Source organism: Pseudomonas sp. Tul2A7 (genome assembly GCF_054790505.1).
In genome coordinates this window covers 5,997,288-6,012,146 of the sequence record NZ_CP186499.1, presented here as the reverse complement: position 1 = coordinate 6,012,146, position 14,859 = coordinate 5,997,288, and the positions used below count along the sequence as shown (strand labels likewise).

The window sequence follows — 14,859 nt, the reverse complement described above, 5'->3', positions numbered from 1 at the left end:
TATTTTGATATCAAACTCCGTCTCGAGGGATCGAACATGTCCTCACCCGCCCTTGCGGCGCGGTTGTGCATGGCTTTACTGTGCCTGTCTGCGTTTCAAGCTGCCTACGCTGCACCTACTCCCGGTGAAACCGACCTGATCCGCGAACGCCAGAATCGCCTGCTCGAAGAGCAGCAGCGGCGCCTTGAGGAGCTTAAGGATTTACCTGGGAAAAAAGCCGCGCCTGCGCAACCGGTCGCTCCCACGGACACCCGTTGTTTTCCGATCAAGGACATTGAGCTCAAAGGCGCTGAAAGTCTCTCCGAGCGCGACAAGAACACTCTGCTCAAACCCTACATCGGGGAGTGCCTTGGTGTACCGCAGCTCAATGAGTTGCTCAAAGTCATCACCGATTACTACATCGAAAAGGGCCTGGTCACCAGTCGCGCCTACTTGCCACAACAGGACCTGTCTGGCGGCCACCTGAAAGTATTGGTGGTCGAAGGCAAGCTCGAAGGTATGAAGGGTGCCGAGAACAGCAAGCTTTCGGAACGCGAACTGGCCATGGCCTTTCCCGGCAAAACCGGTGATTTGGTCAACCTGCGCGAGATCGAGCAAATGGTCGATCAGCTCAACCGCCTGCCATCGAATCAGGCAAAAATGGAGCTAGCGCCCGGCCAGAACGTCGGTGGCAGCGAGGTGCTGGTCACCAACACGCCGCAAAAACCATGGCGTGCCGGCCTGTCACGCAGTAACGACGGCCAGCGCAGCACCGGCGAGCAGCAGTGGGGCACCACGTTTGATTGGGACAGCCCGCTCGGCCTGGCCGATCAGTTGAGCCTGCGCGGCGGTCACGATGCAATGACCGACCACCAGCACACCTCCAACAACGCCATGCTCAATTACAACCTGCCGTGGGGCTGGTGGAATTTCACCTACACCTACAGCCAGAGCGAGTACCGCTCGCAAATCGCCGCCAATGGCTACAACTTCAAACAGACCGGCGACAGCGAAAACCATCAGTTGCGCGCCGAGCGGGTGATCCACCGCGATGCCGTCAGCAAGACGTCCCTCAGCGCCGGCCTGTCGTACCTGCGCACCAATAACTTCATCGAAGACAGCAAGCTCAAGCTGAGCAGCAACCGCATCAGCGAAGCGCAGTTCGGCATCAACCATGGTCGTCGAATCGGCAGCGCCTTCGTCAACTTCGATGCCGGCATGCAGGAAGGCATCGGTGCGTTCGACGCGCAGGGTAGCCACGACCCTGGTCCGGGTGAACCGGATGCCCGCTACCGCAAATACACCGCGACCTTGAGCTACCTGCAACCGTTCAAGGTGTGGGGCGAATCGTTCAGTTTCAGCAGCCTGATGACCGGTCAGCGCAGTGAAGATGTGCTGTTTAGCCCGCAGCGCACCAGCCTCGGCGGATCGTCGTCGATTCGTGGTTACAAGGATCAGTCGCTATCCGGCGACAGCGGTGGCTACTGGCGCAACGATCTGCGCTGGGCGCGCCCGGTGACCGCCGAATGGCTGCAACCGGTGTTCGCCGAATACGGCACCAGCCTGGGCTACGACCAGGGCGTGATCCGTGGTGATCGCTACAACGGCAATCAGCATGGGCGCATGTCGAGCAACTCGCTGGAGCTGTTCGCCCGTGGTCAGCACGTGGCTGCCAGCGTGACCTTTGCCCATTCCCTGGAACGGCCGGACGCGCTGACCGAGCGCGAAGCACCGATCTACTTCCGCATTGATTTCTTCATCTAAAAACAACTTTTCGAGATCATCGACATGGACGTTCGTCAGTTCGCCTTTCTTGCGCTCCAACCTTCGGCGGCCGTGAAAGAGCACGAGCGCTTTCTGGGCATGCCCAAGCGCGGGCTGGCGTTTCTGCTGGCGAACGTCATGTTCTGGCAACCGATGTGGGCGCAGGCCGACGGCATCGTCGTGGCCAACCCCAATACCTCGCTGGACCGCGCCGGCAACGGCGTGCCGATCATCAACATTGCCACGCCCAATGCCAGCGGCCTGTCGCACAACCAGTTCCACGACTACAACGTTGGTGCGCAGGGCGTCATCCTCAACAACGGTGCGACCCAGACGTCGAGTACCCAGTTGGGCGGCCACATCATCGGTAACCCGAACCTGAAAAACAGCGGGTCGGCGCAGGCGATTCTCAACGAAGTCGTCAGTGGTAACCCAAGCCAGTTGCGCGGTTATACCGAAGTGGCGGGGCAGTCGGCGCGGGTCATCGTCGCCAACCCCTACGGCATCACCTGTAATGGCTGCGGTTTCATCAACTCGCCACGCGTGACCTTGACCACCGGTAAACCGGTGCTCGACAACGGTCGGCTCGATCGCTTCCAGGTCGATCAGGGCAGCGTCGCCATCGAAGGCGCGGGGCTCAACGCGAACAATGTCGATCGCTTCGAAATCATCACTCGCAGCGCGAAGATCAATGCCGAGATTCAGGCACAGAACCTGACCATCGTTGCCGGGCGCAATGACGTCAACGCACAAACCCTCAACGCTACGGCGCGCGCCGATGACGGCAGCGCCAAACCGCAATTGGCCATCGACTCCTCGGCGCTCGGCGGCATGTACGCTGGCGCGATCAAACTGGTCGGCACCGAGGCCGGGGTCGGGGTGAAACTGGCCGGCAATCTGGCCGCCAGTGGTGGTGATATCCAGATTGATGCCAACGGCCAATTGACCCTGGCGCAGACCTCTGCGGCCATGGCCGTCAACATCAAAGCCACGAGCCTTCAGGCGCAAGGTCCGGTTTACGCCGGCAGCGCGTTGAATGTGCAAACTCAAGGTGATCTGACCAGCCTGCAAAACCTCGCCGCGCGCGACAGCATCAACCTCAGCGCCGGCGGCACACTGACCAACAACAGCATCATCGAAGCCGGGGTCAACGCGGACAACAGCCGCAATGGCACAGGCGACGTGATCCTGCGTGCGCAGAACCTCAACAACAGCGGCAAAAGCGTGATCGCCAGTCGTAACGTGACGGCGAACGTAACGCAAACCCTGAACAACCAGGGTGGCTCTTTGACCGCCGGGCAATCCGTCGACATCGTTGCCGGCACGCTGGACAACCAGAACAAGGGCCGCGTGCTCGCTAACACCGCCGTGCAACTGAGCGCCGGTAAAGTTCTCAATACGCAGGGCGTGATTACCAGCAGTGGCAATCTGAAGGCCGATATCGGCGAGCTGAACAACCACGATGGCGAGATTTCCACTGCGGGTAGCCTCGCTATCAACGCGGTCACCCTCGACAACAGCGACGGCCAGGTCACCGGTGACGTTGCGCTGAACATCGGTTTGATCGGTGCGCTGAACAACCGCAACGGTGTGTTGGGCTCTGGTGTGAACGTCAGCATTACCGCCGCCAGCCTGGACAATAGCCACGAAGGCAGCCTCGTCAGTGACGGCAGCCTGACCGCGCGCATCAGCGGTCTGTTCGACAACCAGAACGGTGATGTCAGCGGCAAAGGCATGGTGGACTTGCAGAGCGCCAGTCTCGACAACCGCAGCGGCAGCGTGGTGAGCAAAGACCGTTTGACCCTGCGCAGCGACTCGCTGGACAACCGTGGTGGCAAAGTTCGCGCGACCAAGGATCTGCAACTGACGGTCGGCACACTCGACAACCGGCAGAAAGGCCTGCTCGATGGTCAGGCTGCCGTCAACCTCAGCGGCAGCCAACTGGATAACCGCGGCGGCTTGCTCAGTGCGGCCGGACCGATGATTCTCGGTGTCACGCGTATCGATAACAGCACCGGGCGCATTGCCAGCAAAACCGATCTGACGGCCAACGTCGCGCAGTTCGTCAACCAGGGTGGTGAACTGGTCGCTCAAGGGACTTTGCTGCTCACAGGGCAGGCGCTCGATAACCGTAACGCCGGTCTGGTAGGCGCCACAAAAGCGCTGCAACTGAAGGTCGACGATATCGACAACCGCGGTGGCGAAATCTCCAGCGCGGTCGATGTCACGGTTGCAGGGCAAAGCCTGAACAACAGTGACAGCGGCAAGATTCTCGCCGGAACCACCTTGGGCCTGACCGTGGCCCGCATCATCAACCAGGCCAAGGGACAGTTGTTCAGCCAGGACGCCACAACGCTGCTCGGGCAGACGCTGGACAACAGCGGTGGCAGCTTCGTCAGCCAGCAAGGTGTGGATATTCGCCTCGACAATGCCCTGAGCAACATCGAAGGCCTGATCAGCAGTGAAGGCAAACTGACCGTCAATTCGGCCAGTCTCGACAACACTCGCGGTCATGTGTCGAGTGCCAGTGCCCTCACGTTGACCACGACGGGCAGCCTGAACAATCAGGCCGGCTCGATCGCCACCGACAAAGGCCTGGTCCTCAACACGCAACGTCTTGATAACCGCCAGAAGGGCTTGATCAGTGGCAAAAATGCCACCGCTGTCACCACTGGTGTCTTCGACAATACCGCGGGCGGCAGCTTGATCAGCGGCGACACCCTGAACCTCAACGCCACGCAGGTGAGCAACGGTGTCGGCAGCCGGATCGCCAGCGAAAAGGCGCTGACCGCTACGGTCACCGGGTTCGATCAGCAGGGCGGCCAGTTGTTCAGCAAAACCGCCCTGAGTCTCGACCTCAATCACGGCCAGTTGAACAACCAGAACGGTCTGATCAACGCCCCCGTGCTGGTGCTGAAAAACCTCAAGGACATCAACAACCAGGGCGGTGAGATCTCCAGCGGCCAGGCGTTCACACTGATCGCGCAAAACCTTGATAACAGCAACAACGGCAAGCTCATCAGCAATCAGGGCCTGACCCTGCGCATCGAGCAACTGCTGGCCAGTGTCAAAGGCATGATCTCCGCACAAACCGTCGATATCAGCAGCGTCCGCCTGGATAACAGCGGTGGCATGATCTCCAGCCGTGGCACCCTCGGGGTGACAGTGGACGGTCAACTGCTCAACCAGAGCGGCACATTGATCGCTGATGGTGAGCTGAATCTGAGCGCTGACAGCGTGGACAACAGCGACGGCCAGATCGCCGGTAAAACCGATGTCATCGCCAATGTCGCCAACCTCAACAACCAGCACGGTGAGTTGGTCGCCAGCAGCAGTCTGACGCTGACCGGCGCCAGCCTCGACAACCGCAACGGCGGCCTCGTCGGCGCCAACGACGCGTTGCAACTGAAGGTCGATGCCGTCGACAACCGTGGCGGCGAGCTGTCCAGCCAGGGCGACGTGACGCTGGTGGGCAGCCGTCTGGACAACAGTGACGGCGGCAAACTGGTTGCACAGGGCGCATTGAGCCTGACCGTCGATGAAGTGCTCAACCGGGCCAAAGGCCTGTTGTCGGGCAAGACCGGCCTGAGGTTGACCGGGCACAGCCTCGACAGCAGCACGGGTACGCTGTTGAGCCAGCACGATCTGCAACTCGACCTCACCGGTGATCTGAACAACAGCCAGGGCCTGATCAGCGCTGAAGGCACGCTTGTCGTCAACGCCGCCAGCCTGATCAACAACCTCGGCAGCCTGTCCGTGGGCGGGCCGCTGACGTTGACCACCGCCGGCGTGGTGCTCAACCGGGAAGGGCTGATCGTTACCGACGCCAGCCTGACCCTCAACAGTGCCAGCCTCGATAACAGCAAAAACGGCGTCATCAGCGGCAAAGGCCCGGTGCGAGTGCAGACCGGTGCGCTGGATAACAGCCACAACGGCAAGTTGAACAGCGGCGACACGCTTGACCTGAAAGCCACCCAATTGACCAACCAGGACGGCGGCCGGATTGCCAGCGCCGCTGCCCTGACCGCCAACGTCACCGGTCTGGATCAGCAGGGCGGTCAGCTGTTCAGCAATACGTCGCTGGAACTGGACCTCAATCACGGTCAATTGAATAACCAGAACGGCCTGATCGGCGCACCGTTGCTGATGCTGAAACACCTTGAGGACGTCAATAACGCCGGTGGCGAAATCTCCAGTGCCCAAGCGTTCACCGTGACCGCACGCAGTCTCGATAACAGCAACGGCCAATTGCTCAGCAATCAGGCGGTGACGCTGCGCATCGACCAGGCGCTGAGCAACCTCAAAGGCATGATTGCCGCCGCCGCGCTGGACATCAAAGCCGCCAGCCTGGACAACAGCGGCGGTACCGTGACCAGCCGCGCAAACCTTGATCTGAATCTCGATGGTTTGCTCACTAATCAGAACCTGGGATTGATCAACGCCACTAGTGGCCTGACCATCAACAGTAACGGCTTGAACAACCAGAACGGTTCTCTGCTGGGCAGCGCTATCGCCATCGATTTTGGTGCAGCGAGCGCTGACCTGAACAACGACGGCGGCCTGATCACCACCGAAGGCCAACTGAGCCTCCAGCACCTGCGCGACCTGAGCAACCGCAACGGCAAGATCTCCAGCAGCCAAAGCATCGACCTGAATACTCGCAGCTTCGATAACAGCGGCGGCAAGCTGATCAGCAATAATGTGCTGAACGTCAACGCTGGCGCCGTGATCAACCAGAACGGTCTGATCTCCGGCTTGCAAGGCCTGACCGTCAACGCGGCCAGCCTCGACAACCGCAACATCGGCACACTTTCAAGCGCTGACGGCAACCTCAACGTGACCTTGAGCGGGGACTTGCTCAATAGCGGCAAGGGCGCACTGGTCACCCAGAAAAACCTTAGCGTCAATGCCGCGAATCTGGACAACAGCAACGGCGGCGTACTCTCCAGCGGCGGTGCGCAAACCCTTACCGTCAGTGGTCTGCTGAACAACGCTGCGGGTGGTTTGATTGCCACCGATGCGACCCTGGCAATGCAAGCCATTACCCTGGGCAACGCTGGCGGCACCGTCAATGCCAAACAGGACCTGAGCTTCACCGGGACCACGCTGGATAACACCAGTGGCAGTCTTGTCGGTAGCGCCGCAGTGACCCTTGATCTGCTCGGTGCCCTGACCAACGCCAACGGCAAACTGGCCAGTGGTGGCGCGCTGTTGCTGCAGCGCTCGACCCAGATCAACAACCAGGGCGGGCAATTGGTCAGTCAGGGCCTGATGACCCTGCTGAGCGGTGGCCTCGACAACCGTAATCGCGGCACTGTTGCCGCCAACGGTCTGCTGACGATCACTACACCGGGCGCCATCCAGAACAGCACCGATGGCTTGATTTACAGTCAGACGGGCGACGTACAACTGCAGGCCGCCAGCCTCGCCAATGGCAAAGGCACCGTGCAAAGCCAGGGCGCACTGAGCGTTGTCACTGCTGGCGACATCGATAACCAGAGTGGTCGGATCATCGCCACCAACGGCGACCTGACCATTGACGCCGGGGACCTCGACAGCCGTGGCGGTGTACTCGCCAGCTTGCAAGCTGCGTTTACTGCACGTCTGAGCGGTGTGCTGAAAAATGGCTACGACCTGAACAATAATCGTCAGGGCGGCGTGATCCAGGCCCAGCGCCTGAACCTCAATGCGTTGATGTCGATTGACAACTACGGTGGACGAATCTCCGCGCAAAGCGGCGACGCCATCGTCGTCACCGGCAACTTCGATAACCGCAATGGCGGGCTCTACGCCAAAGGCAAAATCAACGTCACCGGCAACAACTTCGACAACAGCGGCGACAACGACGGTCAGATTGCCGGTCAGCAGATCGATCTTAATCTGAGCGGTGCACTGAACAACCGTCTGGGCATCATCGAGAGCGACAGCACCCTGGCGATCAAGGCGGCGAGCCTCGACAACCAGACGGGTCAGTTGCGTGCGCTGGGCACCAGCGGCAAAACCGCTTTTCAGATTGGTGGTCTGTTCGACAACCGCAACGGTACGCTGGAAACCGCCAACACCGACCTCACGCTCGGCGCCGCTGGTTTCCTCAATGCCGGTGGCAGTCTGTTGCATGTCGGCACGGGCACCTTCGACATCTCCACCAACAACGTGATCAACGCTGGCGGCACGCTGGTGACCCGTGGCGGTTTGACCATCAGCACTGACACCTGGACCAACAGCAGCTCGATTCAGGCCGGACGCCTGACCGTCAACGTCAACAACCTGACCCAGACCGCCAGCGGGCAGTTGCTGGCCTCCAACAGCTTCACCGGTAACGGCGTCAACTGGAACAACGAAGGGTTGCTGGCCAGTGATGGCAGCATGAATGTCGGCTTGAGCTCGGCTTATTGGGGCACCGGTCGTCTCACCAGCCAGGGCGACTTCGGTCTGAGTGCTGCGCAAGTCAGCCTGACTACCGCCACCTCCAGCATCGCCGGTGGGGGGCAGACCACGATCAATGTCGGTGGCCAACTGGATAACGCCGGTCGACTGACCTCCGGCGCGGGCCTGACCATCAATGCCAGCGGCGTGCGCAACTACGGCACCACCGCTGCTGCCGGTGACCTGACCCTCACCACCGGTAGCCTGGTCAACGCCAGCGGGCTGATCTTCAGCGGCAAGAACATGTCGCTGCGGGTCGCCGATCTGAACAACAGCTATGGCAACGTCTACAGCCTCGGCAATCTGACGATTGATCGCGATGGCAGGGGCGGGTGGGCGAACTCCATCGTCAACCGTTCGGCGTCGATGCAAAGCGACGGCAGCATGACCCTCGCGGCGAGTTCGATCCAGAACATCCGTGACGTACTCACGGTCAACAACGCGGGCATCTACACCGCGCGCATCGGTGAAGTCACCTGTATCGAAGAGGTCAACGCCGGCGACTGCAGCGGCAAGCAGAACCATGCGTGGGAGATCGTGCAACGCGAAAAGCTCGAGGTCACTGCGGCGAGCGCTGCGTCGAGTATTACCGCCGGTCGTGACCTGACCATCAATGGCGGCGATCTGCTTAACCAGAGCAGCACCATCGCCACCGCCGGCAACTTCACTGCCAACGTCGCCAACCTTACCAACAGCGGCGTGGAAACCGGTGAAACCGAAACCACCCGCATCTACATGTCCGAGCGCACCCGCGGCGCCGGTGCCTGGTACAACGCGGCAAGCGCCTTCACCAACCAGTACTGGTATGAAAGCAGCGGCTACGACGCCAATAATCTGGGTGGTCTGCAGGGCGGTATCGCCAACTTCATCGGTATGACCGAACGGGAATTCCCGGGACTGGGCAGCACCCGCAAAATTGCCGGCAGCGACCAGAGCTATGCAGCGGTGATCCAGGCCGCAGGCGCGGTCAACATCACCGCGCAAAACAACATTGATAACAGCGTGGTGCGCCCGGGCTACACCTATATTGGCAGTGGTCCGCGCACCGGCACCGGGGCGGGTGGCAGCCAGTTCTCCACGCGTGTGACGGTTAATCAGCAACTGCCACCGAACCTGGCGCAGCAGCAGGTCAACCCGGTAGTGTTGCCTGGCTTCGCGCTGCCAACCGGGCAGAATGGTTTGTTCCGCCTCAGCGGCCAGGAAAACACCGCTCCAGTCGCGACCGGCCCGCAGAGCTGGACCATGGGCGGTGCAGCCGTCAATCCGAGCCAGCGTGATCAAGCGTTGCCGAATGTGCAGACGCGCAACATTCTGCTGACCAATAATGCGTCGGCCTCAGCCAGCAACGTCAACCTCAGCCCGGCCGATCGTCAGGCCCAGCAGCAGAGCGGTGGCGCCAGCGCAATCGACGTCAGCGCCCCGGCGACGGACGCCAGCGGCGCGACGCTGCCGGGTCGTTCCACAGCGTTCACGATCAATCGCGTGCAGGGCGTGCCGGTCAGCAGTGGCCAGTCCAAGCCGCAAAAATACCTGGTTGAGACCAACCCGGTACTGACCGACCTCAAGCAGTTCATGAGCTCGGACTACCTGCTTTCCAACCTCGGTTACGACCCCGATCAAAGCGCCAAGCGTCTGGGCGACGGCTTTTACGAACAGACCTTGATCCAGCAAGCCGTGGTTGCCCGTACGGGGCAGCGTTTTATCGATGGTAAAACGTCTGACAGCGAGCTGTTCAAGTACCTGATGGACAACGCGCTCGCCAGCAAAAACGAGCTCAATCTGGCGGTGGGCGTCAGCCTGACATCCGAACAAGTGGCGGCGCTGACCCACGACATCGTCTGGATGGAAACCGCCGAAGTCAACGGCGAACAAGTACTGGTGCCGGTGCTGTATCTGGCCAACGCCAACAATCGCCTGGCCCCGAACGGCGCCCTGATCCAGGGCAGCGACGTGACCCTGATTGCTGGTCAGGACCTGAACAACGTCGGTACCCTGAAGGCCAACAACAACCTTTCGGCCACCGCCACCAATGATCTGGTCAACAGCGGCCTGATCGAGGCCGGCAATCGCCTTGATCTGCTGGCCGGCAATAACCTGGTCAATAAATCCGGCGGCGTCATTGCCGGTAAAGAAGTGTCGTTGACGGCCACTCGTGGCGACATCATCAACGAACGCACCGTCACCACCCACGAGAGCGACAGCGGCTACCGCAGTGAGCGTAGCGACTTTGTCGACAGTGCTGCGCGTATCGAGGCCGCCAACAATCTGACCATCAAGGCCGGACAGGACTTCAACAACACCGGTGGCGTGCTGAAAAGCGGCCTAGACACCACGATCAGTGCCGGGCGCGACGTCAACCTCGTGTCGGCGGAGCAAGTCTCCGGCGGCCAACGTGGTTTGCACACGGAACAGACCATTACGCAATATGGTTCGGCCATTGATGCCGGTCAGAGTCTGATCGTTAATGCCGGTCGCGACATCACCGCCATTGCCAGCCAGATCGACGCCAAACGCGATGTCGACATGAGCGCCGTGGGCGACTTGACCCTGGCCTCGGCGGCGGATGAAGAGCACTCGTATACCAAGACCAAAAAGGTCACGAGTCAAGAGGACCATGTCAGCCAGGTCTCGACGACACTGACGGCGGGCGGGACGGTCATGCTCAATGCCGGTAAAGACTTGGACCTGATTGCCAGTCGGGTCAGCGCCGGGAATGAGGCTTACCTGACCGCGGGTGCCAATCTTACGCTGCAATCGGCGCAAGACACCGATTACAGCTTCTACAGCAAGACCAAGAAAACCTCCTCCGGGAAGAAAAGCCGTCTTGATGAAGAATCCAGCACCACCAATATCGCCAGCTCAGTAACGTCGGGGGGCAATACAACGCTGGTTGCCAACAACGACATGCTCATCAAGGGCAGCGAAGTGGCCTCTGATAAAGGTGCCGTGAAACTGGTTGCAGGCAACGACATGCAAATCGTTGCTGTCACTGACTCGCAAAGCGTCCGGCATGAAAGCAGCTCCAGCAAAAGTAGTTGGGGCGGCTTGAAGTCGAGCAAGGTCAAGGATCAAGTGTCCGAGACGCAAACGACAGCGGTCGGCAGCATGATTTCGGGTAACACCGTCGATGTGGTGGCCAGTCGAGACGTCACGATTACCGGCTCAGCGCTGGTCAGCACTCAGGATCTGAAGGTGCAGGCCGGTCGCGACTTGACCATCAACGCCGCAGAAAACACTTTTACCCGCAATGAATTGCATAAGGAAAAGAACCGCGACCTGACGGGGGTATTGACCGCCAACAACCTTGGTGTCGATGACATCACAGGCAACCAACATCTGTCGGTCAGCAGTCAGAACCATACCGGGCAGTCGTCCCAGACCACTTTGACCGGTAGCACCATCGGCTCCAGTGCTGGCAACGTCACTCTTTCCAGTGGTCGTGAACTGAGCGTGATCGCCAGTGATCTGGTCAGCACCAAGAACATGAGCCTGATCGGCTCCAAGGTGACCATTGCTGCGGGCATGGAAAGCTCGAGTCAAAGCAGTACTGACAAATCCAGTAGCCTGGGAGTAGGGCGGGTCATTGGTGGCATGATCGTTGACACGGTCAATACCATTCACAACTCGGTCGAAGCGGCGAAAAACGCCGACGACCCGCGCCTTAAAGCGGTCAAATACGCTCAAGCCGCCATGGCGTTGAACGATCTCGGCGGTATGGGGGGAAGCGCCGAAGGTGCAGGTTCCGACTATGGCAAGAAACAGGGTTCCGCCAGCAATGGTTCGTTGATAAAGATCGGTACTGAACTGGCGAACACCCACAGCAAGAGCACCAGCGAGTACAACAGTCAGACAGCGAAACAAAGCACGATCAATGCTGGCCAGAACCTGTTGATCATCGCTGATGGCGGTGCGCCGGGGACCGCCGGTGATATTCATATTGTCGGCAGCAGCGTGAAAGCCGCAGACACCACTTTGATCGCCAAGAACGACATCATTCTGGAAAGCGCGCAGAACACGGCTGACTGGGCCAACAACGGCAGTAATAACAAAACCGCCATTGGCGCTAGCTTCAACCTGGGCGAGCAGAACGGGTTTACCCTTGATCTCGGAGCGTCTGTAGCCAAAAACAAAGGCACCGGCAGCTCGGTCACCCAGGTCAATACGACCCTGGATACCGGCTCTCTCTCCTTGCACAGCGGCAATGACACCACGCTGGCAGGTGCACAAGTCCGAGCCGACAGTATCAAGGCTGTGATCGACGGCAACCTCAACATCACCTCGCGTCAGGACACCGAGACCCAGAGCAGCAAGCAGGGCAGTGCCGGTATCGGCGCGAGCATCTGTATCCCGCCATTCTGCTATGGCGCAACGGTGACCGGGTCTGCAAGCCTTGCCGCCGGCAACATGAACAGCGACTACAAGGCCGTGACCGATCAGAGCGGTCTGTTCGCCGGCCAAGGTGGTTACGACATCACCGTTGGCAAAAATACGACCCTGCAAGGCGCGGTCATTGCCAGTGAAGCGACACCGGACAAGAACCTGCTCAGCACTGATCGCCTGTTCGTCAGTGACATCAAAAACACGAGCGATATCAGTGCCCAGTCGGCCGGCATTTCGCTGTCTTATGGCGGCAAGTCCGGCACCAGTGTCGGCGGCAGCATTCCGCTGGCGCTTGAAGACTCGGATCAGAGCAAGACCCGCAGTGCCGTCAGCGAAGGCACCATCATCGTGCGCAACGCTGCAGGCGTGAATGATCTGGTGGGTCTGAATCGTGATACGGCGCATGCGAATGAGGCACTGGACAAACCTGATCAAAAAGCCATTCAAGAGCGGATTGATCTGATCCAGAGCACGGTCTCGCTGTCGAGAAACATCATCGGCAAAGTGGCCAACGCCCAGCAGCAAGCGGCTGCTGACAAAATGAAGTCAGCCACCACCGACGAAGAGCGCAAGGCTGCGTTCGATGAGTACACGAGTTGGGCGGTGGGCGGTGACAAACGCATCATGGCGGATGTCGCGGCAGGTTTGATTGCTGTGGGCCTGGGAGGCGTGGGCGGTACGACTGCCATCGGGGTCGTCGCTAACACCACGGCTAACGATGCGTTCAAAAAAATCGGCGATTACGCCACGCAGCAAGAACACAATGCCACCGACGCCGTGACTCGAGCGGCATGGGCCGAAGGTGGGGCGGCACGCGTCATGTTGCACGCGCTGGTTGGCGCGGTGATGGGGTTGTCGGGCAGCAGCGTCGCAGCCGGCGCTTTGGGTGCGGGGGTCTCTGCGGCTCTGATGCCAATGATTGCCAAGGCGCTGAAAGAGAGTGGGCTGAACGATAAACAGCAGGATTCGTTAGCCACCTTGATTGCTTCCGGTCTTGGTGCGGCAGCAGGATCTGGCGGAGGAGCAACGGGCTCGATCACTGCAGTTAATAGTGCATCCGGCGTCGATATGTTCAACCGCCAACTGCACAAGCAGCAAGAAATCCCGTTGCTGAAGAAGAAAGCCGACGAGTTGCAAGCACAAAGGGCATCGCGGTCGGGTGCTCGCTGGGAAGATTTGCTGCTGCTCGCCGCGGGTGCTGAAGTAGATGCGGCCGGTCTGGAACATCTGAAAAGCGTCATGCAGAACGCTGTCGGCAATGATCCGGAGTCGAGGAATTTCGCCGAAGATATGGGCGATGCGTATGCAGCAATCACCCAGCTGTCCAATCAGAAAATCCCGCTGACCTGGAGTGATGGTCGACCGATCATTGCCAACGGTGCACCGGTCTATGCGTTCAATGCGACAGATGCACAATTCAACGACTCTACCTTGTTCAACGCTGTAGGGATTTATGGCCCGGGAGCGGTCTACCAGCACTGGAGCCAGTTTGGTAAAGATCAGACTGCGCAGTATGAAAATGAGCTGACCAAGATATCCTCCTACGCATCTGACGTGGCGGATGCTGCAGAGCGCTTGTCGGCAATCGCAGGTAAAGGAATCCTGTCGGTCAGCGCGATCGATGATGCGATCCTCTCAATGACCGGGCTTCGAGGTGGCAAGGTTGTTATTGATGCGGTTCTAGAGGTGTTGGCGAAGAAAGAGGCCGCGAAAAAGTCGATTGCCGAAGCTGTTGTAAAGGACAAGCCGAAAGAATTTAGCGGCGGCAAACCAACAGTCGAAGGTGACCCTTATCATCCAGCAACTGTCGATCAAAGAGTTGAGATCAATAGAATTTTGTACGGGGCCGAAAACCTGGGACCTACTAATCCTAAATGGTTGGAAGTAAAACAGGATCAAGTTGCAGATCTAAGGGCTCTGCTACCTAATGATCTCAAACGCGAAGGTAACGTGGCCGTTGCAGACGTGCATATTGATGGCCTGCCTGGAAAGATGGCTGCTCACAGTGGGGTTGATGATGCCATGAGCGGTTTCGTAGGTAGAGGTAGCGGAAACCTGGACTCCAAGGTAATTAGCAATTCAAGCGGTCACCCTATCGATAGAGAAACGGATGCTGAATACAAAATACTTGACAATATTTCTGACATGCTGGGAGGCTATAAAAACGCCAGCGGGACGATAGATATTTTTAGTGAGCTAAAGGTTTGCGCTAGCTGCAGCAATGCTATTGCACAATTCATGGATCGCTTTCCCAATATCAATGTGAATGTGATCGCGAACCCTAATGGTCATAGAATTTTGAGAGACTGA

At 59.2% G+C, this 14,859-nt stretch carries 2 protein-coding genes; both read left to right on the top strand.

All coding sequences use genetic code 11. From position 1 onward, the window contains the following. The first annotated feature begins 36 nt into the window (after positions 1-36). Entirely contained in the window at positions 37-1,743 is a 1,707-nt protein-coding gene (locus tag ACOYXJ_RS26635) for a ShlB/FhaC/HecB family hemolysin secretion/activation protein (RefSeq protein ID WP_460372490.1), read from the top strand. Between the two features lie 24 nt (positions 1,744-1,767). Then, positions 1,768-14,859, top strand: coding sequence for a two-partner secretion domain-containing protein (locus ACOYXJ_RS26630; protein WP_460372488.1), 13,092 nt, complete (start codon positions 1,768-1,770; stop codon positions 14,857-14,859).

Excerpts from the sequence above, each read along its gene's own strand:
- ACOYXJ_RS26635 (WP_460372490.1), top strand. The coding sequence starts at position 37 with ATGTCCTCACCCGCCCTTGCGGCGCGGTTGTGCATGGCTTTACTGTGC.
- ACOYXJ_RS26630 (WP_460372488.1), top strand. The coding sequence starts at position 1,768 with ATGGACGTTCGTCAGTTCGCCTTTCTTGCGCTCCAACCTTCGGCGGCC.